Annotated in this window: 24 protein-coding genes; 7 read left to right on the forward strand and 17 right to left on the reverse strand. The window is 43.1% G+C overall.

The features are described from left to right. Window positions 1-82 precede the first annotated feature (82 nt). From OW495_RS14810 to OW495_RS14835, 6 genes are read right to left on the reverse strand one after another with little or no spacing between them, the layout of a single operon-like run. Window positions 83-301, reverse strand: coding sequence for a hypothetical protein (locus OW495_RS14810; protein WP_076670481.1), 219 nt, complete (start codon window positions 299-301; stop codon window positions 83-85). A gap of 19 nt (window positions 302-320) precedes the next feature. Next, the gene (locus OW495_RS14815) at window positions 321-548 is read right to left on the reverse strand and encodes a transcriptional regulator (protein ID WP_076647151.1); all 228 of its coding nucleotides are present in this window, start codon (window positions 546-548) and stop codon (window positions 321-323) included. A 16-nt stretch (window positions 549-564) separates the two neighbouring features. Continuing rightward, the gene (locus OW495_RS14820; protein WP_065099633.1) at window positions 565-906 is read right to left on the reverse strand and encodes a DUF1293 family protein; all 342 of its coding nucleotides are present in this window, start codon (window positions 904-906) and stop codon (window positions 565-567) included. After that, the gene (locus OW495_RS14825) at window positions 894-2006 is read right to left on the reverse strand and encodes a replication initiation factor domain-containing protein (RefSeq protein WP_076670479.1); all 1113 of its coding nucleotides are present in this window, start codon (window positions 2004-2006) and stop codon (window positions 894-896) included. Before OW495_RS14825 ends, OW495_RS14820 begins: the two co-directional genes overlap by 13 nt. Then, window positions 1996-2196, reverse strand: coding sequence for a hypothetical protein (locus OW495_RS14830; protein ID WP_016793342.1), 201 nt, complete (start codon window positions 2194-2196; stop codon window positions 1996-1998). The genes OW495_RS14825 and OW495_RS14830 overlap by 11 nt, the downstream gene beginning before the upstream one ends. A gap of 2 nt (window positions 2197-2198) precedes the next feature. Then, on the reverse strand, window positions 2199-2402 hold the full coding sequence (locus tag OW495_RS14835; protein ID WP_076670476.1) for a hypothetical protein: 204 nt from the start codon (window positions 2400-2402) through the stop codon (window positions 2199-2201). Window positions 2403-2611: 209 nt separating this feature from the next. Here OW495_RS14835 and OW495_RS14840 point away from each other — a divergent pair, with 209 nt between their 5' ends. Then, entirely contained in the window at window positions 2612-2980 is a 369-nt protein-coding gene (locus OW495_RS14840) for a DUF3693 domain-containing protein (protein WP_102550637.1), read from the forward strand. 170 nt (window positions 2981-3150) lie between these two features. Here OW495_RS14840 and yciH read toward each other — a convergent pair whose 3' ends face one another. Together yciH and OW495_RS14850 are read right to left on the reverse strand one after the other, a co-directional pair. Next, entirely contained in the window at window positions 3151-3462 is a 312-nt protein-coding gene (yciH, locus tag OW495_RS14845; protein ID WP_102513916.1) for a stress response translation initiation inhibitor YciH, read from the reverse strand. Window positions 3463-3465: 3 nt separating this feature from the next. Then, complete coding sequence (locus OW495_RS14850) at window positions 3466-3834, reverse strand: DUF3319 domain-containing protein (RefSeq protein ID WP_017108028.1); 369 nt, start codon at window positions 3832-3834, stop codon at window positions 3466-3468. Window positions 3835-3934: 100 nt separating this feature from the next. On the opposite strand from OW495_RS14850, the gene OW495_RS14855 reads away from it, so the two are divergent. Further along, window positions 3935-4903, forward strand: a complete 969-nt coding sequence (locus tag OW495_RS14855; protein WP_102513917.1) for a tyrosine-type recombinase/integrase — start codon at window positions 3935-3937, stop codon at window positions 4901-4903. Window positions 4904-5050: 147 nt separating this feature from the next. On the opposite strand, the gene OW495_RS14860 is transcribed toward OW495_RS14855, so the two are convergent. Both OW495_RS14860 and OW495_RS14865 read right to left on the reverse strand, forming a co-directional pair. Beyond that, complete coding sequence (locus tag OW495_RS14860) at window positions 5051-6046, reverse strand: D-alanine--D-alanine ligase (protein ID WP_017112010.1); 996 nt, start codon at window positions 6044-6046, stop codon at window positions 5051-5053. A gap of 179 nt (window positions 6047-6225) precedes the next feature. Continuing rightward, on the reverse strand, window positions 6226-6789 hold the full coding sequence (locus OW495_RS14865) for an SPOR domain-containing protein (RefSeq protein WP_017108031.1): 564 nt from the start codon (window positions 6787-6789) through the stop codon (window positions 6226-6228). A gap of 216 nt (window positions 6790-7005) precedes the next feature. On the opposite strand from OW495_RS14865, the gene OW495_RS14870 reads away from it, so the two are divergent. Then, on the forward strand, window positions 7006-9690 hold the full coding sequence (locus OW495_RS14870) for a bifunctional acetate--CoA ligase family protein/GNAT family N-acetyltransferase (RefSeq protein ID WP_076670443.1): 2685 nt from the start codon (window positions 7006-7008) through the stop codon (window positions 9688-9690). Here the strand turns inward: OW495_RS14870 and OW495_RS14875 are convergent. Next, complete coding sequence (locus tag OW495_RS14875; protein WP_102352254.1) at window positions 9679-10566, reverse strand: LysR family transcriptional regulator; 888 nt, start codon at window positions 10564-10566, stop codon at window positions 9679-9681. The genes OW495_RS14870 and OW495_RS14875 overlap by 12 nt on opposite strands. Window positions 10567-10791: 225 nt before the next feature. On the opposite strand from OW495_RS14875, the gene OW495_RS14880 reads away from it, so the two are divergent. After that, window positions 10792-12930 (forward strand): TonB-dependent hemoglobin/transferrin/lactoferrin family receptor, encoded by a 2139-nt coding sequence (locus OW495_RS14880; RefSeq protein ID WP_102513918.1) that lies wholly within the window; start codon window positions 10792-10794, stop codon window positions 12928-12930. A gap of 361 nt (window positions 12931-13291) precedes the next feature. Here OW495_RS14880 and galE read toward each other — a convergent pair whose 3' ends face one another. The 4 genes from galE to OW495_RS14900 all read right to left on the reverse strand — a co-directional run bounded on the left by galE (window position 13292) and on the right by OW495_RS14900 (window position 18953). Beyond that, entirely contained in the window at window positions 13292-14305 is a 1014-nt protein-coding gene (gene galE / locus OW495_RS14885; protein WP_099165127.1) for a UDP-glucose 4-epimerase GalE, read from the reverse strand. A gap of 82 nt (window positions 14306-14387) precedes the next feature. Then, window positions 14388-16364: a diguanylate cyclase gene (locus OW495_RS14890; protein ID WP_102513919.1), complete on the reverse strand. Its 1977-nt coding sequence runs from the start codon at window positions 16362-16364 to the stop codon at window positions 14388-14390. Next, the gene (locus tag OW495_RS14895; protein WP_102352251.1) at window positions 16364-16900 is read right to left on the reverse strand and encodes a YfiR family protein; all 537 of its coding nucleotides are present in this window, start codon (window positions 16898-16900) and stop codon (window positions 16364-16366) included. Before OW495_RS14895 ends, OW495_RS14890 begins: the two co-directional genes overlap by 1 nt. After that, window positions 16890-18953, reverse strand: a complete 2064-nt coding sequence (locus OW495_RS14900) for a TonB-dependent receptor (RefSeq protein ID WP_289887229.1) — start codon at window positions 18951-18953, stop codon at window positions 16890-16892. The genes OW495_RS14895 and OW495_RS14900 overlap by 11 nt, the downstream gene beginning before the upstream one ends. 170 nt (window positions 18954-19123) lie before the next feature. On the opposite strand from OW495_RS14900, the gene OW495_RS14905 reads away from it, so the two are divergent. The 3 genes from OW495_RS14905 to OW495_RS14915 all read left to right on the forward strand — a co-directional run bounded on the left by OW495_RS14905 (window position 19124) and on the right by OW495_RS14915 (window position 21732). Further along, a complete protein-coding gene (locus OW495_RS14905) occupies window positions 19124-19867 on the forward strand; it encodes a 5-oxoprolinase subunit PxpA (RefSeq protein ID WP_102513921.1) in 744 nt (247 codons plus the stop codon). Between the two features lie 163 nt (window positions 19868-20030). Further along, a complete protein-coding gene (locus tag OW495_RS14910; protein WP_102513922.1) occupies window positions 20031-20801 on the forward strand; it encodes a carboxyltransferase domain-containing protein in 771 nt (256 codons plus the stop codon). Next, complete coding sequence (locus OW495_RS14915) at window positions 20794-21732, forward strand: biotin-dependent carboxyltransferase family protein (protein WP_102513923.1); 939 nt, start codon at window positions 20794-20796, stop codon at window positions 21730-21732. The genes OW495_RS14910 and OW495_RS14915 overlap by 8 nt, the downstream gene beginning before the upstream one ends. Before the next feature lie 151 nt (window positions 21733-21883). On the opposite strand, the gene OW495_RS14920 is transcribed toward OW495_RS14915, so the two are convergent. Both OW495_RS14920 and OW495_RS14925 read right to left on the reverse strand, forming a co-directional pair. Beyond that, complete coding sequence (locus OW495_RS14920; RefSeq protein ID WP_289887231.1) at window positions 21884-23338, reverse strand: FAD-binding oxidoreductase; 1455 nt, start codon at window positions 23336-23338, stop codon at window positions 21884-21886. 554 nt (window positions 23339-23892) lie between these two features. Continuing rightward, window positions 23893-26331: an ABC transporter permease gene (locus tag OW495_RS14925; protein ID WP_289887234.1), complete on the reverse strand. Its 2439-nt coding sequence runs from the start codon at window positions 26329-26331 to the stop codon at window positions 23893-23895.

A 26331-nucleotide genomic window follows, 5' to 3' on the forward strand; every position in this document is an offset into this window, starting at 1 on the left:
AATCAACCTGCTATGACTCCGGTGTAAACCCCATAAAGGAATGAGGCACACGTTAAAGAGCCAAGAACAACGGAGATAATCATTACTTACGGAGCCAAGAAACAACCATACCAAGACCGAAGGCAAGAGCAGCGATACCAATCACACCAGAAGTAGTTAACTCGACCATACCTTTACCCGCATTAACGGCAGCAGTGATAGCTGTTTCATTTGCACTTGGGTCAGCGAACGCAGAGCCAGAAGTAAGAGCGACAGAAGCAACAAGGATTTTATTGCTAACCAATTGACGTAGTTTAATCATAATAATTTTCCTAAATGGATTAACGAAAGTGTTTTATTACACGGCCTAGAACATGACCACCAACAAAGGTTGCCAAGCTCTGACCGACAACGAATTCATACAACGATTTGTCGAATTCAAGTAATGACCAATCAAATTGACCATCAACCAAGTGCGTTAACTGCTCTTTAGAGACCAAGACATATTCACAAACATCACCAGACGATTGTTGCAAAATCCCATCAATAACAGTCACGCAAATAGACATAGCACCTAAGACCTAATTACTTAGCTTTCATAAAGTTATCGAAGTGCTTTTTAATTTCTTCATCGACAGGAACGAGCTTGTTAACCAAGATGTCTAGAGGATCATTTGGGTTAGCACCAAAGCTAAGTTCGTAGTCACGGTTGGCAACAAAAGCGCGCGATTGGATAAGCTGACGAGCGTAAGCCACATCAATTTTCAACGCTTGTTTGTTGTAAGGGATGTCAGTCGAGTAACCGATACCCGTTTGCTGAAACTTCTCGTTATCGACTTCTTCAACGGCACGAAGGACAGACAGCTCCGCAAACTCCATGTTGGATTTAGGGAAACGCTTGATTGCAATACCAGTTATTGTAGGCATATTCTTGACTCCAAAATTTCGATTTTCTGTTTAGTGTATTCGTCAGGAATGCCTAACGAGGTTTCAAAGTTTGCACGTCTATGATGCGTAGGAATGAGCATTCCAAAGGCTTCACCCAAGTCACCATCTGTCATTGCTATAACTTCAGAGAGTGCCTTACCACATTGACGACGAACCCAAGCAATACGAGCAAAGAACTCAAGTCCCGCTTTCTTTTTGTTAAGCTCAATCTTCATTGGTTCAGCAGGGTCGATACTGGCTGAAAAGTCACACAGACCAGCAAAGGCCGAAGCAGGCGAGGCGAGTAGTGCCAAATCGCACTTCTTCAATTCCACTTCATTGCGGTACCAAATCACTTCAGGGTCAGCGATGTTTTGCTCAAACTTCTTGTTGTACACACGCCAATAGATTGCAGAGGTACGAGAGCCAACAAGAACGGCTTCCTCTGATAATTCACCGGATTGCGAAACGCGCTTATGAGGAACCATTGTCGGACCACGACCACGAGAAGCAGTGCGAAATGCTCCCTCATAAAAACATTTCTCAGCATACTTACAGTCAAAGATTCCGGTGTAGTCATCCACGCAGAGATCCAAACGGGCTAGGCGAGTGATACCCAAAAGTGACAACCACCAATGCACCTTTTTGTGTGTGGTGAAGTCGAACAACTTGGCGCAACCCGTACCATTGATTTGCACATAGACAGTGTCATTGTTGCCACCAACACCGACCAAGCCGCATTCAACCGTTCCCGTAGAATCGTAAATCACCATCGAATCTTCATAGCCATGTAAGCCACGGCCACGCATCGGAGAGATACGAAAGTTAAAGACTTTAGACATGAACTCATCAAACCTATCAGCCAAAACTTTACGACACTTGTTACGGTGTAACTCAATTGATTTCTCTATAGCTTCTGGTGAGTTAAGGCGACCGTTGACGCTTTTCTTTTTAAATTCAGGAAATTGCATGTTGATAAAATCTTGTTCGTTAGAACTGTCCAAGTGTCTAAGCGAACCGTACGAAAATGAAAACGCTAAGTGATCTACCTGAACCGGACGAATCTCATCATGAAACTTATGTGGTTTTTTAGATGGCATGGAAAACACCTTTAACCAAAAGCTCTTGGTAGTTTTCATCAGTGATTTCGACAATCTGAAACGACACCATGCCGTAGTGAACTTCCATGAACTGGAAGAACTCACGCTGAGACTTAAAGAAGTTATGACCCCAAGGAAAATAAGCGTTGATGCCATGGTTGGGTTCGTTGTCGAAGTAGATTGAATCCATGATTAATCACTCACAACATAAGAAGCTTGAGCCAAAGGCCAAGAGTCTTTGAGACGTTCAACAATGCTGTGAGCATCAGATACAGAAAGAAACTTACTGTGAAAATGTTGACCAGTAGTGATCACAAAAGGCTTACCAGAAGCTGAAGTTCCAAAACCTGCAAAGTAACGAGGAAAACACCCAGAGACTAAAAGAACGTTAAACATAACAACCACCTTGACCTGATTATTGAGAGTGACTGTCTAAGCCGAGCTATGAGCGTCAAGGGCGAATAGCCCAGACCTAAGCAGTCAAATGAGAACTTAACAGGAGCGATTCCGTTAATTCGGAATAATCTTAATTCCGTTTAATCGGATGTTCAAGATACGTAATTTCGGAATTTTTAAGCTAGAATCGAGGGAAAGGAGAAATTGCCATGTATCAAAGTAAACTGTTAGACGCCTACAAAAAGGCGCAAAACTACGTACAAGACAAGCAAATTGCACACGACTTACATATACAACCGTCTAGAATTAGTGAAATGCGTAAAGGAAGACGCTATATATCTGATAATGAAGCAGTTTTTCTTGCTGAGAACTCAGGTATTGACCCTGAGATAGCATTGTTAGGATGTCACGCTGACCGCAACGAAAATCCAGAGATAAAGAAGATGTGGGAACACATTGCAAAAAAGTACAACGGGCTAGGATTAAAAGCGATTTCAATGACTTGCGCGGGATTAGCACTGATGGCAGCCACCCCAAATAAAGCACTAGCCAACTGCGTATTATGTACGTTATGTTAAATTGATTTTGGTGTTTATAAGGCAGGTATCTTTGTGTGATGCCCTGCCTTTATTCGGTGTCGATATTCTCTGATTTATACTGTGTATTTAACCATATTGGCTATTTACCATAAAATACCTAATATCCAGTGATAATAATCTTCGATTTTAACCCTGGTATTAGTTAGAGATTAACCGCCAGCGAATTTAACTTTGAAGCCTTTCTTTTCAAGGTGCGCTTTGATCTTGTCACGCGCGTCACCTTGAATTTCGATGTTGCCATCTTTTACTGAGCCGCCACAGCCACACACTTTTTTAAGTTCTGCCGCCATTAGTTTTAATGGAGCGTCATCTAGGTCTAAGCCAGTTACGACAGAAACGCCTTTGCCTTTACGGCCTTTGGTTTCTTTTTGGATTCGAACAATACCATCGCCTTTAGGACGTTGGACTTTCTCTTCTTCAGGTGTGATACGACCTGTTTCTGTTGAATATACTAGGCTCATAATTTACTTCTTTTGTTGCTCTGCTTTTTGTTTTGCGAGTAAGTAAGCTTCTATATGACGTTGGATTGCAATTTTTCCGCCTTTAATTAGGCGACCGTTAAACATGCAATACCACGCATTAGGCTCACCGGTGTCATTCTTGATTTGGTAGCCGTTGAAGTTTTCAGTCGAGCCACCAGTTCCTCTCGACTTATTTAAGGCAGTGAATTCTTTAGGATCAATAATAGATGCGGTTTCAATCCACCAATCAATACTCTTCTTAACGGCAGCTAAATTGCCCTGAATAACATTATTTTTTAACTTCGCACGCCAAACCGTGTTGGTCGCATCCGTCGATTGCAGATGGACGCTTCGATAAATTGAATTAGCCATATCTATTGATCATCTTTTTGTTTTCACTGCATTAATCATAAGTATACTTTTAATGATATCAAGCATAATATGGCAAAAACACCTGTTAAGGTACGGTAATTTGAGAAAAAAAGTCCCTATTTTATCTGACTCTGTGATAATTAATTCATTTGTTGAAAAATTGAACAGCCATGCGTCAATTGAAATTATAGATGAGTTAACAGGATACCAATACTCTCGCAATTCACTGTTGGGGATCTACAGTGATTGGAATCGTTACCACGCGTTCTGTGCAAAGAAACGCATTAACACTCTTCCAGCCTCTGTGACGGCAATTCGTCGTTTCTTAGAGACTGAATCCAATGACAGAAAATACGCATCGCTAAAACGTTACACTGCAACGCTTAGTTTGTTGCACACTGTTCTTGGTTTCGCTAACCCTATCAAGCATCGGCAAGTTCGCTTTACCCTACTCCACTTACAAGCTCAAATGGCCGGTGATGCTAAGCAAACCAACGCCATGACGTCGGCACACCTGACTGAATTGAACACGTTGCTTTCGCATGACAAAGCTAACTTAAGAGAGATTCGCGATATCGCTATTTATAATGTGATGTTCGAGTGTGCTTTAAAGCGTTCAGAACTTAAGTTGTTATCGACTAGTGATGTTGAGAGTACCGACAGTGATTATCAGATAACGATTAAAGATTCTGTGTATCAGCTTTCACAAGTCGCGAGTGTCGCACTCGAGCGTTGGCTTTCATTTACGGGAACAGCTGATGATTTACCTGTGTTTCGCGCGATAGATAAGCATGAAAACATCGGGCTTCAAACTTTGGATGATTCTTCTATCTATCGAATCTTGCGTAGAGCGAGTGACTTACTACAGCTAGCAGAAAATCATCACTTCTCAGGGAACTCGATCCGTGTTGGCGCAGCACAAGAATTATCGAAACAAGGTCTTAAGGTGAAAGAGATTCAGGACTTTGGTCGTTGGCTCAGCCCTGCTATGCCAGCTCAATACGTTGGCAATTTTGATAATGCAGAGCGCGAAAAAATGAAGTTTAAAGCGATTCTTCCCTGGCAGTAACGACAAGCATTCTAAACACCTGTTTTTAAAAATAGGCTTCTAAATACGGCTAGTTAAAAACAATAATGCCTTGGCATAAAGCGCAAGGCATTAGTTTGTCAGCATCTCGTTGTTGGGTTCAGCTCTAACAGCGAGTGAATAGATGAACTAAGCAAGGCTCGTTCTAACGCAGTTCTCTAAGAACTGACTAAATTTAGGCCCATCATGTTCAACCATTTTAGGGAACATGGAAATCGGCGTCATACCCGGGAACGTATTCACTTCGTTCAGGTAGATCTCATTATCTTGTGTTAAGAAGAAGTCGATACGAGATAAATGACGAAGCTTCATTTGAGAGAAAACTTTGCGCGCGCTGTCTGCAATCAATTCACGTTGTTCATCAGTTAGGTTACTTGCTTCCACTTCAGTAATTGAGTGGCTGTCTGCACTGTATTTCTCTTCATAAGAATAGAATGCTCCATTCGGTGCAATCACCTCGCCCGGTTTGCTAATGTAAAGCTTACCGTCAAGTTCATACGCAGCAACTTCCAGTTCTCTTGGAACGACTGACTTCTCGACAAGTACTTGATCTGAGAAGGTAAACGCTTTGTTGATTGCTTCGCTTAGATCTTCTACTTGGTTTACTTGATAACAGCCAACAGATGAACCTTGACGAGCTGCCTTCACAAATACTTTACCCCAATTTTCAAAGGCTTGAGTTGCTTGTGAGTGAGTTTGCTCTGTGTTGTCTGACAGGAACAGGTATGGCGTGTTTGGAATACCCAGTGCGTCATACCAAAGCTTCGACGTGATCTTGTTGAAGCTGTTGTTACTTGCTTCAGAACCACAACCTAGATACGGAATTTTCGCCAGTTCAAACAGTGACTGGATGTCGCCCGTTTCACCTGGGAAGCCGTGAATACAAGGCACAATGAAATCTACTTTTGAATCGAGTTCATCGCCACGTAAAGCTTGATTGTTGATATCGAGATAAACCAATTCACCTGAATCAAGACACCAGCCTTCGTTTTTAATCTCAACTCTTACAACGTTAAAATCTGCAACGCTATTGAGCTGTTCAAAAAGGTAATTGGCTGAAACTAAAGACACTTCATGCTCTGAAGATCCACCGCCGCAAAGTAGAAGGATGTTTGTGGTGTTCATGGGTAAATTCGGTCCTTGAAACTAGGAATACTGACTTCAATGATAAACAAAAGTCGAAATAGGTACAGTGTTTTGAACGTTAAATTTGTGTCCGAAAGAACGAGCGATTAACTATTAAACAAAACTGTTCGTCTTAAAACAAAAGAAGGAGCATTTGCTCCCTCTTCATGAATTAAAACTTAGTTCAACTTGTTAAGCGTTGGGTATTCAGAGTTTTTGATGTCATCAATGCTCTTAACGAACGGCTTCAAGTTTTGGAAAGTGGTCGGCAGAGTCGAGATAGCCTTTTTAGCTTCTAAGCGTGTCGCGTAATCACCGTAAAGGACGGTGAACCACTTAGTGCCGTTAACCATTTTGTAGTTTTCCCAAACTGGTTGAGAAGTCGTTGGTAGCATTTTCACGAAAGAATCGACTTTAGTTTGGCTGCCAACAGCAACAACTTGAACTGTGTAACCAAAACGCTGGTTCATGTCTTGCTGTTTCTTGGTTGGGCCTGTTACTACTGCAACGGGTTTAGCCCTAGTCGTTTGAGTCACTTTCTGTTCAACAGGTTGGGTCTTGATAACGTTGACGACATTCTCTTCAACAACGCCTGTTTGCTCAGATTGAGATACAACTGGAGCTTCAACTTTGGCAGTTTTGTACTCTTCTTGATAGCTATCTGAAGTTACATTAGTCACGTAGTCGTCAGATACACATGCAGCCAAGAGCAGTGGCAAAGTCGCAATTGCAAATTTTTTCATGGAAAGCTCTATATCCTTAATAATAATTACTATAAATCATGCCGATACGTCGGTTTAGAATCAAGTTAACTTTGAGATTATACACCATTAGTGGGTGACCTATTTCACAAACTTTATGCAGTGTTTGCTTATTCATCTGAATTCGGTGAATTTGCCATCAACCTGTGAATCAAAAGTAAGTTACGATGAACTTACGTGCATTGCTAGGATATGTCTATGAATCATCTTGATCCCCTCCTTAAACCCCGCTCAATCGCAGTTGTTGGTGCTTCTCAACGAGAAACCCGTGCGGGATATATCGTTATGAACAATTTATTGCACGGGGATTTTAAAGGTGCGGTGATGCCGGTTACGCCAAAATACGATTCAGTGGCGGGTGTGCTTTCTTATAAGAACATTTTGTCGTTACCTATCGTTCCTGATCTCGCAATCTTGTGTACCAATGCGACACGTAATGTCGGTATCTTTGAAGAGTTGGCCGAGAAAGGGATTGCGTCGGTGATTGTGCTTTCTTCTGACATGCACCAGCACAGCGACAACGGCGAAACGTTTGACTCAAGATGCCTGGCCATTGCTAAGAAACATAATATCCGAGTGTTAGGCCCGAATAGTTTGGGGATTATTGTCCCTTGGCTCAATTTGAACGCCTCGTTCTCTCCAGTGACTGCACTACCCGGCAAAATCGCGTTTGTTTCTCAGTCTGCGGCGGTTTGTACCACAATTCTTGATTGGGCTAACGACAAAGAGATAGGTTTCTCTGCTTTTATCTCGATAGGTAATGGCAGTGACATCGAGTTTTCAGAGCTATTGGATTATTTGAGTACCGATTCGCACACTGAAGCAATCTTGCTTTATGTCGATAGTATTAGCGATGCGAGGCGCTTTATATCTGCGGCGCGTGCGGCTTCGCGTAACAGACGAATTCTGGTGTTAAAAGGTGGTAGAACAGCGAAAGGCAGAGCGGCAGCCATGGCACACACAGGCGGTGCCGACACACTAGATATCATTTATGATTCCGCAATTCGACGTAGCGGCATGCTGCGAGTTAAGAATCTGCATGAACTGTTTGCCGCGGTAGAAACGTTGACTCACTCGGTGCCATTGCGTGGTGAACGTCTTGCTATCGTTACCAATGGTGGTGGCCCTGCAATTATGGCCGTGGATACCCTATTCGACCGTGGTGGCAAGCTTGCGGAACTATCAGAGCAAACTCTTGATAAGCTGAGCAATGTATTGCCATCGAGTTGGTCGCATAGCAACCCTATCGACATTGTCGGTGATGCTGGTGATCAGCGCTATATTGATACCATTAACACGCTGCTTGATGGGGATGAAGCCGATGCCATTCTTATCATGCACAGTCCTTCTGCTATCGCACACTCAGCTCAAACGGCCGAGCGAATTATTGAAGCGATTAAGAAGCACCCTCGTCATAAGCGATTCAATATATTAACCAATTGGTCTGGTGAGCTGACAGCAAGGCCTGCAAGAAAGTTATTTACCGAAGCGGGTATTCCAACCTATCGAACGCCGGAAAGTTCTGTGGTCGCATTCATGCACCTAGTCGAGTACAGACGTAACCAACGCCAGTTAATGGAAACACCAACGACGGCTGAAAAAGTTCACATTGAAGACTTGGCTGATGCGAAAAATTGGATAGAACGCCAACTACTGGATAAAGATACAGTTAGTCTTGATACTCACCAAAACAGTCAGTTTTTCAAGCATTTCAACTTAGATGTTCTGCCAACTTGGATTGCTTCAGACCCAAGTGAAGCGGTACATATTGCTGAAACGATTGGTTATCCCGTCGCAGTAAAACTCCGTTCTCCAGATATTGCACATAAATCTGACGTGCAAGGTGTGATGCTTAATTTACGAAACAGTAGTGAAGTGGCCAATGCGGCTCAAGCGATTCTCGATCGATCTCAACTATCGTTCCCAACCGCGCATATTCATGGTTTGTTGATTCAAGGAATGGCTAAGCTTGCAGGCGGTCAAGAGTTACGCGTGAAAGTCACAACCGATGAAACCTTTGGTCCTATCATTTTGCTTGGCCAAGGGGGCTCTGAGTGGGACGAATCAATTGATGCAGCAGCAGCTTTCCCACCGCTGAACATGACACTGGCTCGTTACTTGATCATTCGAGCGATAAAGAGCGGCAAGATTCGCCTACAGAAATTACCTAACCCGATCGACATTGAAGGGCTGTCTGAGTTACTGGTTCGTATATCTCAAATGGTGGTCGATTGCCCTGAAATACACGATTTGGATATCCATCCAGTACTGGCCAATGGTGACAAATTCACGATATTGGACGCGGATATCATCTTGAAAGCTTATGAGGGAGACCCGCAAGAAAGGCTCGCGATTCGCCCATACCCAGTCGAGCTGGAAGAAACAATACAGTTAAAAGATGGGACTGAGGTGCTGCTGCGCCCTATCCTTCCAGAAGATGAACCGCTTCACGCCGACTTTATTAACCGAGTTTCTAAAGAGGATCTGTATAAGCGTTTCTTTAGTGATGTCGGTGAGTTCAATCATGAGGCATTAGCGAACTTTACTCAGATTGATTTCGATAGAGAGATCGCTTTTGTGGTCGTTCGTAAGGAACAAGGTGTGCCTGCGATCATTGGTGTTTCAAGAGCATTGATTAACCCTGAGAACACGGATGCAGAGTTTGCGATACTGATACGATCTGATCTGAAAGGTGTGGGTTTAGGTCGTATTCTTATGACTAAGGTTATCGATTACTGTCGTGCTAAACAAACCAAGCAAATGTCGGGAATGACGATGCCAACGAATAGAGGGATGCTGACACTAGCTCAAAAGCTTGGTTTTAAGCTAGATATCAGTTTTGAAGATGGTACTGCTGATATGGTGTTACCGCTATTTGAGTGACCATGTCTTTTTAAGGTGTTGAATACACCAAGATTTGGCGTCGCCCATTTTGTTGCGTCGCCAAGCCATCACAATATCGATAGGTTGCGGTTCTGTTCCCGAAATCTGCTGTAGAACACCAGATTCAATCAATGGTTTAGCAATAACATTCGGTAAGGTGCCAATCCCTAACCCCGTCGTCAGAGCTTCTACTTTTGCAGGAAAGCTCGTTACCGTTAAACGTGGTTGTTTCTCTAGAATATTACGACTTAAAGCGGGTTGATCGCGCGCTGTGTCCGCAATTGCGATTACCCTGTAACTTTCTCTCGCCTTCTGATCGAATTCACCAGAACGCTTGTGAACATAGTGGCTTGATGCCGCGACCCACACCATCTCCATTTTACCAATTACGTTACTTTTCATATCGTTGGGAATTGTATCGAGCTTAGGGCATACCAATAAGTCAGCACGACCATCTGTTAGAGATTCCCAACAACCCGCTAAGATTTCCTCTTGCAAACGAACACGTGTCTTACTGATCTTCCCTAGCTCATCGACTAGCGGGAAGAAATTAGCAATCGGAATAATGCCATCAAAGGCAATGGTCAAATCCAACTCCCAGCCATTTGCAAGAATACTCGCGTCATTAACGAGTTGTTCTGTGGCGCCAAGAATAATTCTACCTTGCTCTAATATTAACTGCCCCGCTTCCGTGAAATTTGCGCGGTGGCCTGAGCGGTCGAAAATCATGATATCCAAGTCTTGTTCTAACTTCTGGATTTGATAACTCAATGAAGAAGGTGCTCGGTCCATTTCATTCGCTGCAGCGGCAAAACTCCCACGACGATCGATGGCATCCAGTATATGTAGTGCTTCAAGTGTTATTGGGCTATGCATCAGTATCCAACTTTATAAATGAGAGGTTAATCACAAAAATTGAAGTATTCACCAGCTAAATGGAACGTTTAAAGCTTTTAAAATACAACGAGTTATACGGTTAAAATAGGTTTAGACTGACGAAATTGAAAATAAATTCAAATGCAAATAATAGTAATTATCATTTAGATCCAATATTATCTTTCGCAAATCAAGATAATACTATGGAATTAAGGTAACTATCAGATGTATAAGCAATCCCTACTCTCTGCTTCAATCGTTTTAGCGCTTTCATCAACCTCAGCCTTTGCTGAAGATTATGCCCTATTTGACGAGGTTGTTGTATCGGCAACGCGTACAGAACAAAACAAAGAAGATGTTTCAAGCTCAATTGAGTCAGTACCTGCAGAAGATATTGATAATCAAATGTCTAACGACATAAAGCAAGCTCTTCAATACACTCCTGGCGTAGAAGCGCAAGGCAGTGGCCGTTTTGGTATTTCGGGTTTCAATATTCGCGGCGTTGAAGGTGATCGCGTTAAATTAATGATAGATGGTGTTCAACAACCAACCCCATACAACCCGGGTGCTTCAGAACAGCGTAAATATTCAAATGCGATTGAAGTCGACACACTGAGTGTTATTGAGGTGAATAAAGGACCTGCTTCTACGTTGTACGGCTCTGATGCAATTGGCGGTGCTGTACTGCTAAGAACGAAGAACCCAGAAGATATGCTTAGAGCTGATGGTGATGAAAACCGTTTTGGTATCAAATCTAGCTATACGTCAGCTGATGAACAGTTCAAAAATACACTTTCATGGGCGATGCGGAAAGATAAGCTAGAAACCATCGTTATGGCTACATACGCTCAAGGCCATGAGACAGAAACTCACTCATCAGGAAGTGAAGTTGAAGGCCCAGACCGTGGCGCTGCTAACCCAGCTGATACGGAATTAAGTAACTTTTTAGCTAAAGCATTCTACAACGTATCGGATTCAAACAAGATTGGGGTGACTTTAGAGCATTATCAGCGCCAATACGATGAAGATGAGTTGAATTACAATGGTTATCAGCTTATGCCCGGCTTTGTATACACTGATAACTATAACGAAGACACCAACAAACGTTTTCGTGCAACATTAGAACAACAGCTAAAGCTGAATTCGTCTATCGCGGATTCTCTGGACTGGTCTCTAAGCTACCAAGATTCAAGCACTCTAAATAAAAACTACGATACGACTGGCTTCAATGGACGCCGACTTCGTGAGCGTGATGCATCAGATGTAAACATGCAAATTGATACACAGCTTTCTAAGTTAGTGAACATTAGTGGTGCTGACCACGAGTTTACATATGGTTTCACTTACCTACAAAATGATTTTGAGTTAGACAACACCGATCATAAGTTTGACCGAGGCACCGTTACTCCGGGTAGTACGGGTATCCCTGACGCAAAAATCACGCAATGGGGTGTGTTTGTTCAGGATCAAGCGTTCTTCATGGAAGATAAGTTGATTGTAACAGGTGGTCTTCGTTACGACTCATTTGTTGCTGACCCATCAACAGATGATGGTTACACGACAGAATATGATAAGAATGAAGATGATGCATTTACTGCTAAGTTAGGTTCTGTTTACCACATCAACGATAACCTAGCTGTATTTGGTCAAATTGGCCAAGGCTTTAAAGCCCCTTCTGTTTATGACCTTTACTACTTCTACAACCAAGGCGCTATTGTAGAGGCGAACCCAAATCTTAAAGCTGAAAGAAGTATCTCTTACGAACTTGGTCTCCGTGGTAGCAATGAACACGCTCGCTTCGAATTAAGTACTTTCTACACCGACTACACTGATTTCATCAATGAAACGAAAACAGGTCAACAAGGCGGTAAAGACGTATTTACTAAAGAAAACCTAGATGAAGTAACGATTTACGGTGCAGAGCTATCTTCAACCATAAACCTTGATAGCCTGATTGATGCACCATTCGGCACATACACTCGTTTAGCTGTGGCTTATGCTGATGGTGAGGATAAGTCGACGGGTAAATCAATCGATTCGGTAGCACCTCTAACAGGTACAATCGGCCTTGGTATTGAGCGCGAAACCTTTGGTTCAGCTCTAAATATCAAAATGGTTGCCGCTAAAGATGAGTGGAACTCAGATGATAATGTAGATGTATCTGGATACACAGTTGTTGATTTAACAGCTTACTACCGCCCTGTTACAGATTTAACTTTACGAGCGGGTCTGTTTAACGCACTAGACAAACAGTACTGGTTATACAGTGATATGTCTGGCAGCGCGCACGACTCTCAGTTCAATACAGACTTTAAGTCTCAACCTGGTCGTAACTGGGGTCTATCTGCAAACTACGAATTCTAATTCGTTAACTAACTGATACAGAAAAACTAATGTAGCAGAAACTAAAAAGCCAGCTTAATGCTGGCTTTTATCTATTTCACTAAAAAATGTATCAAAAAGGAATAAGTGAAATTACGTCTTACTTCTCTGCCATTTCTTTCTTAACCATTACTGCAGCAGCAATGATGAAAGTGATGATTAGGCCTAGTTCCATGATTAACTCCAAAGAAAATTAACATTAAACATATAATTCGCGAGCATAGTAACACAACGAATACAGAATGATACTTTTTAACCACTAATTTACTTTTTATTCGATTTAGATCAAAAAAGATGCCCTAAAGCATCTTTTTGTACGTTAACTATTCATGAAACGACTAGATCAACCAGGGAAACCATCAGGGTTCGTTGACTGCCAGCGCCATGTATCTTCGGTCATGTCAGTCAGTGTGCGTGTCGCATTCCAGCCCAATTCTTTCTGAGCTTTAGCCGGATCTGCCCAGCATTCTGCGATGTCACCCGGGCGACGATCGACCAGTTGATAAGGGACTTGTTTGCCGCTCGCTTTCTCAAACGCCTTAACCATATCTAATACACTTGAACCGTTGCCTGTACCAAGATTGTAGATATGAAGACCGTCTTTACGCCCTACTTTCTCAAGTGCCGCGATATGACCGTCAGATAGATCCATGACGTGGATGTAATCACGTACGCCAGTGCCGTCTTTTGTTGGGTAGTCGCTACCAAATACGGATAAGAATTCACGGCGACCTACGGCTACTTGAGATACGAATGGCATTAGGTTATTTGGGATACCTTGTGGATCTTCACCTAACTCACCACTTGGATGAGAACCGACTGGGTTAAAGTAACGCAGCAGTGTAATGCTCCAATCAGGATTCGCTTGTTGGAAATCGGTTAAGCACTCTTCAACCATTAGCTTACTACGGCCATAAGGGTTGGTTGCACTTGTCGGGAAATCTTCAGTGATTGGAACACTGGCTGGATCGCCGTATACCGTTGCTGATGAACTAAATACCAGTGTTTTCACACCAGCTTCACGCATTGCATCAACAAGAACTAGCGAGCCATTTACATTGTTGTCGTAGTATTCAAGAGGCTTAGCAACGGATTCACCAACCGCTTTCAAACCAGCAAAGTGGATAACAGCTTCGATGTTATGTTGCTTCATGGTTTCAATCAGCAGTGCTTTATCGCGAATGTCGCCTTCAATAAAATCAGGACGAACGCCCGACACTTTTTCGATACGTTCTAAAACGCTTGGTTTGCTGTTGTACAAGCTATCAAAAAGTACAGGTGTCATACCTGCATTGATCATTTGGATACTTGTGTGACTGCCGATGTAGCCCATGCCACCTGTAACTAAAACATTCATGTTTAGCAGACCTTTTAATTAAAATTATTCAACCTATCACTTATGATACAACAACTTAGGGTGGGCTCACAAACACCGGAGCCTATTTACCCTCACGAGCGAACACAAACTGGCCTTTTCCTTTGCGTTTCGCTTGGTACATAGCCTCATCAGCAATTTTTAGAATCACGTCAATATCACGCTCTGAGCCATCAACTAAATGGATACCTAAGCTCGCACCCACATGAAGTGAACGCTGTTTGTAGTTCACTTCTTGCCCGATCAGTTCCAACAATCGCTCGGCTAACTTAGCTAACAAGACCTTGTTTGTCTGTTTAATAATAAGAACAAATTCATCACCCGACAAACGTGCAACCAAATCCCCCGCCCTTACCTGAGATAACAACCGGTTTGATACTTCTTTAAGGATTTCGTCACCTGCATCGTGTCCATAGCTGTCATTCACTTCTTTGAAACCATCCAAATCCAAGTAGATAACCGCGAAATGCTGATTTGAATAGTGGCTCGACGTGACAACATCATCCATAACCTTATACAGCTGCGCTCTATTCGCTAACCCGGTTAATGCATCGTGATGAGCCAAGTGTTCGAGTCTCTCCATCTCTTTAACGTTGGACAAATCAGACAGCGTTAATACCATATCAAACTCGTCTTTCTCATTGTCTGAGGCAACTCTATTTACTTTGACAAACATTGGAACTAACGTTCCAGACGCACTCTTCTCCCACACTTCGCCTTGCCATTGACCATAGTTCTCTAACGAACTGCGAATTGTCGGCATTAGTGATGAAAACTGCTGCCACGAAAATACTTCAAATGGTGTTTTGCCCACCAGCAGATCAGAGTGATAACCGAGAAGTTGTGTGATCGCCGGGTTAACCATGGTTATCACATTGGACGAGTTCAGCACGATCAAACCGTCTTTACTGTTTTCGAAAACACCCGCTGCAATACGTTGGCGGCTCATAGCCGTTTCTATGTCTGTGACATCTTGGATTGCATAAAGAATACGACCGTGTTTTGTCAAAGAACGGCTACTCACACGAAGCCAGCGTTTTGATTGAAAGAGATCGGTGGTTTCCAGCAATTCATCATTGAGTTCAATATTGGCATCAGTAACAACTTGTAAGTAGCCCGTTTGCTTGGTCGCGATCAACTCTTGGATCAACAAGTTCTCAAGAAAGGCTTCCGAGCATTTAAAAATATCCCGAGTAGCTGCGTTCGCATGAAGGATGAGCCCTTTTTCATCCACCACCAACAACGAGTGCTGAACGGTTTCAATGACCTCATTTGCGAACGATTTTTCTTCTTGTAATTTGTCTAACGTAAAATTGATTTGGTTGTCGCGATGGTGAAGCCTTTCTAACATGGTATTGAAAGCTCGAACCAGATCACCGATTTCATCGCGGTTCGTTGCGACCAATTTTGGCTGCTTTGAACTACGCTCAACGAAGGCTTGCATCGCCTCATTGAGGTCAAACATCGGTTCGATGATCAGGCGTTGAACCAATTTGACCAGTACTCCGCCTAAGATCACCAGGAATAACAGGTAGACGCCCGCAACCTTGAAAATATTCGTTAAGATCGCATTAAACGTCTCTTTCGATATTGTCACTCTCAAGTTTGCGATCACTGCGCCATCCAGCGTCACTGGAACGAGTAAAAATATGAAATGCTCAGAGATGGCAAATTGATGATCTGCGATATCGTCTAATTCATCTGTATTTGGCCTTGGAACCAAAGTGTTGCTCACCTGATAGCTTGCAAAAAGCTGCTCGTTAATGTCATAGAGCTTCACTCTAACAATATCTTTATCTGCTACGAAAGCTGACAAGATTTCTTGAGCCGATGACTTGTCTTCAAATAGAATCGCGGCTTGTAGGTTATAAGCAACACCTTGTGCTAGCACTTTAACACGCTGGATAAGACTCTCTTTTTCTCTTTCAAAAGTGACAGTGTAATTTACTGATTGAATCGTGACAAAAGTGACCGCGATGAAGATGATGATGGGTAATATCAGCTTGTTTTTAATCGATATGTTATTAATGAAAGACAACATTATTGGCCCTCCACTATAGCGATTCGTAACAGATTTGAGCCAATGACGTAGTCACCGCGCCTTGCATTCTCTAGATTGATCCTAGGTTTGAGCTTATTATCAATGTGCGTGAGCTCAATGACTCCACCTAAGTCCGTAAAGTTAGGGATATCACTGATTGTCACAGTATGTGGGGAGTGCTCTTGACTAAGAAATTGGTCATTTTTACGGTCAGACAAATACGTAATATCACACTTAGAAGTAATCGACTGTTGAACTCGGATAGCGAGCGAACGAATAGATTTCCCCTCTGTAATTGACGTCAGCACTTGGCTTACCTTTTCATCGCCAATCACACAAAAGTTCACAGCGCTCATTGAGCTTTCATCATTCCAACGTATAAAATTCGCAATTCTAAAAAGGTACACCGCTTTCACTTCATAAGGTTTGAAGCTAGCTGCCGAGGTATTCAAAGACATAATAAGCATCGTTAAAGCGGCAAGGCCTAATTTAAAGAAACCGAGCTTAATGCGGTGCTTAAGCCATTTAGAATTCATGAGAGACCCTCACATACACCGATTCTTGATTGACGCTTTTCTGAGATGTGAATTCCGCTTGATAGCCCTCACTTTTACCTATGTTTTCAACAACCACTTCAATTAAAGGCGCTGCGAACGACTTTTTCCATGCGAGACGCGCATCAAAGGTTATTTCATGTGGGTAAGACTGCCATTCATATTGAGTGCCATCGCCTGCTACCCAATAGTCTGGGTAATTCACATTAATGTACTGGCCAATCACATCGAATTGCCAACTTTCTGTGATATTCCACATCAACTGTGCCGTGGCTAAATGTTCATTATCAATATCGTAATAAACACTCGTTTGAGGACTAGATTTCGGGGCATCACCTTTATTCTCACCTTCCAATGTCGTATAGGCGTAACTCAGGTAACTGGCTAGATCTGCGGTGAGTTGGTAACTCGCGCCTAACTCTAAGCCATAAGTTTTTGCTTTATAATCATCAGACAACGCCCCAACATAGACATGATTAGCGGGGATATCATTTGGGTCATAACTGTGGAAGCGAAGGTTGTCATGTTCACTCAGGTAAATCGTTACATCGAGTTCAAAATTTGAATTGTTTGAGTAGCGATAACCCATTTCCGCCGTTACGACGTTCTCTGTTTCAAGATTCGAGCTTGATTTATATACATCTAAGTAGCTGTTGTTTGAATCAGCATTGTAACTATTGAAATAATAGGTGGAATTGGAATCCATATAAGATGGTGCAACAACTGCACGGCTAAGCCCCGCCCATACGGAGTGACGTTGAGTTAACTTATATAAACCACGCAGTTGAGGTGAAAGCTCAGTTGAATCATTCTGTGTAAAGTGTTCAACCTTGGCACCAAGAGTAATAGACAGCGCTTCCGTCATTTGAATTTGAGACTGTATAAAAGCGTTCGCAATATAATCGTTGGCAGATTGGATATTGTAGGCTCGACCGTAGTAATCAGGGTTGTACCAATCAACGTCCGAAACTTGGCTTGAGGAGAAATCAAGGTACATATATCGCAGGCCACCACCGAGTGTTAGCTGATGGTTTGCCGACAGCTGGTTGATATATGTAGAGTCAAAATCGAGGCTCGAGTAGCTTCCTGGAGCGTCTGGCGCGTTATCCTCATTATATTCACCCCACAACGAATATGAGAGTGTCGAACTTTCATCAAAATGGCGAGAATCGTTGAACTGGACGTAAACAGATTGGCTCTTATTATCAAAATCGTTGGCTTGTGATCTGACAAAGGATCCCGAGTTATCATATTGGAACGTATAGAGTTCCGACTCATAAAAGCTTTTCTCACCACCAATACGTAATGACCAATTTTCTTCGGCATTACTTGGCTGAAACACCATCCCTGCCGTTTGTGCCTTCCATTTTTCAGATTCGTTTGTGCGATATGTGGGCTCTTCTCGGTACTTATAAAAGGCACGAGCATTCACACTGTCGTTTAGGCTTAATCCCTGACGAACACTAAATTCATAGTTATCAGTATTAGAAGCGACACCTGAGAGATAAGTCCCCTGCGTATCATCGGCAGACTTAGTAATGATATTGACAACACCATTAACCGCATTGCCTCCCCAAATTGTTCCACCGGGGCCTTTTAGTACTTCGATGCGTTCGATGTCGGCTAGTACATAATCAACGTCGCTCCAATACGTACCCCCATAGACTGGACTAAACAAGCTTCGTCCATCCATCATCACGAGCATCTTGTTATATAGCCCATCATGAAAGCCGCGTGTCGAAACAAACCATGAGGTTTCATTGAATTTGGTGACTTTGAGTCCAGGTACAAGTGTTAGGACCTCTGCAATGGTTTTCGCGCCACTGCGCTGAATTCTCTCATTAGAAAGCACATACACCGACGAGGGAATGTCAGTGAGTTTTTGTGTCACTTTCGAAGCCGTTTCCATTTCGACATCTAACATAGACAACTCTTCAAGGCTCATCGACATGAGTTGATCTAGAGAGTTTTCTTGAGCAGAGACAAAAACAGGTGTCGTTAATGCTAGTCCTAAGCAAACCTGGCGCGATATCATGTGCTCACCTAATATACAGATAGATATTAATCCTTTAATCGATAGTTCAACTATATATGAAATGCCATACTGGTAAATTTCCGATATCGAAAGTTTGAGTCAGGTCACTGTTTATTTTTGGCATTTATAAGACCGTCGTTACTTTCCTCAACGTAAAGGATTAGCACCACGTGACAACGAAGATTTTACTTAATTGCGACATGGGAGAAAGTTTCGGCAATTGGAAGATGGGCGATGATGAATCGGTCATGGAATGGGTCGACATGGCAAACATTGCCTGTGGGTTTCATGCGTCCGATCCCCACGTGATGTCTAAGACTATTAAACTTGCTGAACATTACCATACTCAGATAGGTGCTCATCCTGGCTATCAAGATCTTGTTGGCTTTGGGCGACGTTCAATCCCTCACACTATGGACGAGATCAGCGAATTAGTTTGCTATCAAGTGGGCGCACTGCAAGCCCTATGTCGTTATCACCATACTACGGTTGGGTATGTGAAACCTCATGGTGCCCTTTATAACGATATGATGGCAAACACCGATGTGTTTAACGCCGTCGCTCAAGCGGTTGCTGAGTTCAACATCCCTTTAATGATCCTCTCTTCTTCTGATAATCAACAGTATTTAGACATCGCTGATGATCATGATTTGCCTCTACTCTTTGAAGCGTTCGCAGACAGAGCTTATTTAAACAGTGGACAGCTCGCGCCGAGAACTTTAAAAGGTTCGGTTTATGTCAATCAAGATGATATCTATAACCAAGTCATGCAGATCGTCAATTACGGCTCAGTTACAACGCTCGAAGGTGAACGACTCCCTATTGAAGCCGACACGATTTGTGTCCATGGCGATAATCCACAATCGATCGCATTGATAAAGAAAATCAGACAAGACCTCAACGCTTTTAATTAATATTGCGAAAGCTAGAAAGCTTTAAGCTTCGAAGCGGTTAGTTAAAAATAAAGCGATAAGACCACAAAACAAGAAACCATGGCCAATTACCAAAGCTCATTATTCTGTGATTGGCACGAATGGTATTTTAAAGCGTATTTCTTCGTATCAGTATGGAAGCGAAATGAAGATGAACAAGATTGAATTCAATATCGACCCTGTCGCAGAGTGCAGTGTTCTCGTTACATTAAATCAGGCTTGCTCTTCAAGCGTGACGCAAGGTGTAGAGCACAGTTCAAGTGCAGATGATTCTCGATACATGGCCCATTTTTCTGAAGCCATTCGACAACATTTCGCGTCAGTATTAATGAACGTGACACCGGCTTATCACACAATATTGGTGGATTATCTGCCTTACCGAATATCTGAACAACAATTGGTTGAACAACTTAACACCCTTCTCACTCAATCCTTGTCGACACTTGTAAACAACCATTCCCAATCAAATGTGATTGAATTGCCCGCCTATTATTCTAAAGAGACCGCACTCGATTTAGAACGATACCAAGACAAAGGGCTATCGTTAGATTCTGTTATTGCTTATCACACCTCTCAGACATACCACGTCAGTGCAATTGGCTTTATTCCTGGCTTTGCCTTTATGTCTGATGTGCCTGATGAACTGGTATTGCCACGCCATGCGAGTCCGCGTTTAAGTGTGCCTAAAGGCAGTATTGCTATTGCAGGTTCAAAAACGGCTGTTTATCCATCTGACTCACCGGGTGGATGGAATATTATAGGTAACTGCCCTCTATCTCTGTTCGACTATGGCCAATTAACCAACGCAGACATAGCCTCGCAAGGTCTCTCATTATTGAATGTTGGCGATAGCGTGCAATTTAAAGCCATTACTAAAGAAGAATTCATTGAACTAGGAGGCGTGCTTCATGGTTAAGCCAACACTGACAGTACTTAAGCCGGGTCCAATGAGTTTGATTCAAGATTTCGGACGGTTTGGTGTCGCACACCTCGGTTTAACACAAGGTGGCCCTGTGGATGATTACTCTTACAGTTGGGCTAATCACCTATTACAAAACCCCGTAAACTTAGCCGCGTTAGAAATTACCCTAGGACAATGCACTTTCAAGATCGATCACGATTGTGAAATGTCGATATGTGGCGGAGACTTGCAGGCGGCTTTGGATGGCCAGAAGCTTGATAACTGGAGTACTTTCCAAGCTCGATCTGGGCAGGTTTTATCTTTTGGATTACCGAAGAATGGCCTTCGAGCCTATTTGGCGATTAAGGGAGGGTTTGATGCTCCCGTGACTCTAAATAGTCGTTCTACGGTTACACGGGAAAAGATTGGTGGTTTTACCCAAAATGGTGAGCCTTGCCAACAAGGTCAGAAGATTGCATTCTCAACACATCCCCTCACTCAACCTTTCAAGCCAGTGAGTGTCACGTTCAGATACAAGCCGAACTATAACCTGCCTCTGAACTTACGCATTATTGAAGGTTATCAATGCAATCTGTTTTCTGAACCCGCGAAGGAAACTCTCTATAGTTCCAGTTATCGTGTTGATCAGAATTCGAACCGTATGGGTTATCGACTCAGTGGCGAGCCGGTCGCTTCTCCTGATATTTCTTTGTTATCTGAGGGAATTGCACTTGGGGCGATTCAAATCCCACAAGACGGGCAACCTATCGTGCTATTGAACGACCGACAAACCATTGGTGGATATCCGAAGATTGGGTGTATCGCTCGAATTGACTTACCGAGGTTAGCTCAAGCAAAACCGGGTCATGAAATATCGTTTAGTAAAGGCGATCGCTTGGGCTTACAAGATGTGTGGTGTCAGTGGGCGCAGTTTTTCGGCTATTGATGTGTTTTTTTGATGAACAACCCTAATAGCAAAACAAAACCAGACGTTTAAATTGAAAAATCCAGCTTACTGTTTGCAGCAAGCTGGATTTTGTCTTTGGGTATCGTGGTTCTAGGTTAAGGTATAAGCTTCTAAGAGAATTAGACTGCCTTTAGCCGTGATCTTGCCCTGACACCTTCGCAAGCGCATCTGGGTAACCGCGCTCTTTGGTTAACCCTATCGCTTTGTTTTCAATATCATTCATCTTAAGTGACATTGTCACAGAGTGCGTATCTTCAATCGATATCGATTCAGTTATATCAAACCATTGCTCAGCAACCTTTTGTGCTGCTTCTAACGTGGAGGACGCTTTGACGACTTCAAGTCGAGCATAGCGGTTACCGCAGAAAGACACGTCTGAAGCTCTCAAGCTTGGGTCCGTTCCCGGAATTTGCTGCGCACCGAAAAGCGGCTTGCCGCCAACTTCAGCAGAAGCAAAGCTTGGAATGAACTGAGACATATGAGTAATCGCCGCTCGCGTTCTTAATTCAAGCTGTTCTTCACTCCAACCAGATACGATTTTCTTAAGCAGCTTAGAAGGTAACTGAGGCTGTGATGAATCCGTTGAAGATGAAACCAATCCGCCCTCAAACAGCGTAATCCCCTCTGTCATGCCATGAAGCTGGAACACACCATTAGCATACGGCGTTAATTGCGCCATACCTTGTGGAGTGCCTCTTGGGCCATGAAAGATAACCTCTGGCCACTCTTCCTTACATTCTTGCGAATATGGCCACTCAGTAACGTAGGCGGCTTTAAATTCGACCAACCTTTGCTGCTTAGATCCAACAAAGTCGTCAACGATGCCGGTCTCGAAACCACTCGCATTAATCAAGTAATCTGCCGTCAGGTTACGGCTTTGATTTTCACGGTCAGTGTAAGTTAAAGACCAGCCTTCATGAGTCGATTCAACAGACTGTAAGCGGCTATTGGTTAACACAGTACAATTCGATTGTTTATCAAGGGACAATTGAGCTGTCGCGGACAATCGGAATACACTCCAACCATACTCTTGAACCATCGCAACAGGGTATTTGAGCGTGTCTAAATCAGTGTGTTTAGCAAAAGGAATACACCAATCATCGAGAGATGTAGGCTTTAGAGGCTGTGTCTTTGTAGAAAGCGCTAACAAATCCTCTTTGTTATACAGCTTGTAATAGTCTTCCGGGTCGCCAAGCACTTGATTGCTTTTATCTTGTTTAACAAGGTCAGCATAGGCTTGTTTGATTAGCTTAAGACGAGGAAGTAAATCCGTCGGTTCGCCGCCATCACTATGTGGCACAGCGATGATTGTTGGTCGAATATTGATCGTGTGAGGGAATAGTCGGACAGTATCAATCGACTGCGTGAGCAATTGGAGACACTGCTCTACAGAAATATCTCGATACAAATTGCCGCCAGCGTGCAAGTGGCAAATGGGTGGCCCATTAACCAAACTTGGCCCTTTTTCCAAGATAATGACCTTAAAACCCAGCTCACTAAAATGAATAGCGCTTGTGGTTCCGGCAATACCGCCGCCAACAATGGCAATAGAAGGTTGATTTGTATCCGTTTTGTTGTGGTTCATCGTGTTCTGTAGAATTAGATTAACTGCCTCTATTCTACTTTTGTTCGGCGATGAATTAAATCACATTTTTATCAAGGTCTTAGCATTCTGCTTCTTAATATCCATAAAAAAAACAAAAATAATTTCTTGACTTAATAACTCTAGATTACGATTTGAAGGTTATCTAACAGTCAGATTTGTCCTAAGTGACGCCACATAAAGGCTGTCTCAATACTCGTAAAACATCGATGTTAACTTATCCCTAAAGTTATCCACCGTTTTTGTGGATAACTGTTGATAACGTTCTTGCTAAGTTGCGCAAACCCTTTGTTTACAGGGACTAACCGATGTTCATAAAATCGGCGATATTGAACAATGAGTTTTAATTAATGCTGAGAAATGTCTATTTTAAGGTGAGATATATCTTGTAAGTCACACGAGTTGGTTAAATAAAAAGCGGCCTATCGCGAGTGACCTAAAAGATGTAAATAGGTATTCGCTGCTAGACCGCTTTAAAAAGTGTGGGTGACGTAAGTGAGTCACCCGCCTTTATTTAACCAATATCGTTTTAGTAACTATCCAAAGTCTTTGTTTACTGGCGCCAATAAACGTTTAATCAAACTATTAACTACCGCCGCTAAGGTGATGAAAGTCAGAACAGGAAGAACAATCCACAACATAGGATGAAGTGATGGTTCTAACTCGAAGCCGAAGTTCATCACGCCAGCGACGCTGAGTTCTGAACCCAAAGCTGCAATCGATCCCGCTACCAGTGCCATCAATCCATATTCACACCAAATGGTATTGAGAATGCGCTTCTTGCTTGCCCCTAAAGTTCGATATAAACGAATCTCTTGCTGTCTCTGAGATAGACTCAATCTTAGCAGCGTGAAGATTAACAACAGCCCCGCTACCACGCCAAGTGCCGCGAGCACGGTGATTGACCAGACGATTTGTTTAAGCAGCTCTTGTATCTTGCTGCCCATCTTTCGAATGTCCATCAAACTTACAGTCGGGTGATTACGTGACAGATCGTTGAGCATTTGATTGTGCTGCTCTTCTAATCTGAAGCTCACCAACCAAGTCGAAGGAATCGAACTCAATACATCCGGTGTAAAGATGAAGTAGAAGTTTGGCTTCATTTCACGCCACTCTACCTTCCTGATGCTATTCACGTTGGCCACAACACTCTGGCTGTTTATCGTGAAGGTTAGCTCATCACCAATCTCGAAGCCTAGCTGTTCAGCCACTTCAGATTCCACTGATACGCCTTTCTCTTGAGTCCAAGCACCTTCAAGCACTTCGTTATAGACTGGTAGAGCGTCTCCCCACGTAAAGTTAATCTCTCTGCTCAGTGCATCTGTCCCTTCTGATGTATCGCTGTACTCGTTCGCTTCAACTCCGTTTATTGTGGTTAAGCGGCCACGAATAATTGGAAATGCCTGAGTACGCTCTACATCGTTGGCATCAATGGTCGCCAGATAATCGTCTTTCTCATAGCTCGCAATGTTCAGTGCAAACGCATTTGGCGCGTTTTCAGGTAAGGTTTGTTGCCAATCCGACAACAAATCGCTTCTCACTAACCAGATAATCGATAGCAGCATCAAAGACAACGCTAAAGACCCGAACTGAATGCCAGTCGCAAAAGGTGTGCGATTAATTCGACTTAACGCCAAACGCATCGAAGTTGATGTCGGTAATTTACCAAACAAACGCAATACCACATTACTCACGACCGCTAATACTAAGAACAGACAAGCGATCCCAGCTAAGACAATCCACACCAACAAGTTATCGCCGTACATCAGCATCATTGGAATAATAGGCACAAGCAACAACAAGTACTTTTTATAACTTTCACGTAACTGGTGGTTTGATTGAATAACGCTGATCGCTGATGTGTTGACCAAACCTATTAGTGGAATACCTAAAGCGGGTACGCCAATCAAGATGCTTGATACGATAGCCAATATTGCAGGCTCAGCGCCATAACTAGGAAGCGGTGTTGGCAATAAGTCACCAAGCGGAATTCGTAATAGAAACTCTAGGCCGATACCAATGGCAATACCCAGTACTGCACCAATAGCGACTAACAGAGATACCTGTACAGATAGCCATTTAATGATCCACGGCTTACTCGCACCTAAGCTTTTAAGCATTGCGATGGTTTTTCGACGACTCGCCACATAGTGCTGGCAAGTGAGTACTAAAGTGGTCGCAGCCATGATCACTACGATAGCTACCGTTAGCGATAAGTATTGAGTGGTGCTTTCGAACATGTCGTTGGTACGACTGGCTGAATCTTGTGTACGCCAGCGATCACTTGGTGTCAGTTCGATACTGTCTTGTGCGGCTTTGAGTTTCGATTCATCACCATTTAAAAACAGTCTAAAGCTAACGCGGCTACCTGGTTGGATCGCGCCTGTCGCTTCAACATCGCTGTTGTGAATCAGAACAGCAGGCATTTGTTGGAAAGGGTTAAAACTCAGGCCCGGTTCTTGCGCGATACGCCCTGTAATTGTTAAATCGGCATCGCCTATCGTGACGTTGTCACCTACTTCAACTTCTAGCTGAGCAAATATACGCTCATCAAGCCACAATTCACCCGGTTCAACATGATTGCTTGCCGCATTATCGGCGCCTTCCAGTATCATTTCACCGCGTAAAGGGTAATTGCTCTCTACGGCTTTAACGGTAACCAATTGCATCGAGTTATCACTGAATGCCATGGTTGAGAAGCGAGTTAACTGAGAGCTTTCTAACTGTTCAACCTGAGTCAGGTCTAATAAAGGTTGAGGGATTGGGTTTGCTGATACGAATACACTGTCAGCGGTTAACGCATCTTTGCCCTGCTTTACGATCACCTGTTCCATACGCTCAGCCAAAGCTGAAAGCGCGAACACACAAGCAATAATGAGTGTTAAAGCGATGGATACCGGCCATAACTGACCATGTCGAATCTCTTCGATACTCCATGAAAACAGTCGTTTGTTTAGTCCGTGTGATGAATTCAA

The sequence above is a fragment of the Vibrio sp. 14N.309.X.WAT.E.F5 genome (assembly GCF_030397615.1).
GTDB classification, from domain to species: domain Bacteria; phylum Pseudomonadota; class Gammaproteobacteria; order Enterobacterales; family Vibrionaceae; genus Vibrio; species Vibrio lentus.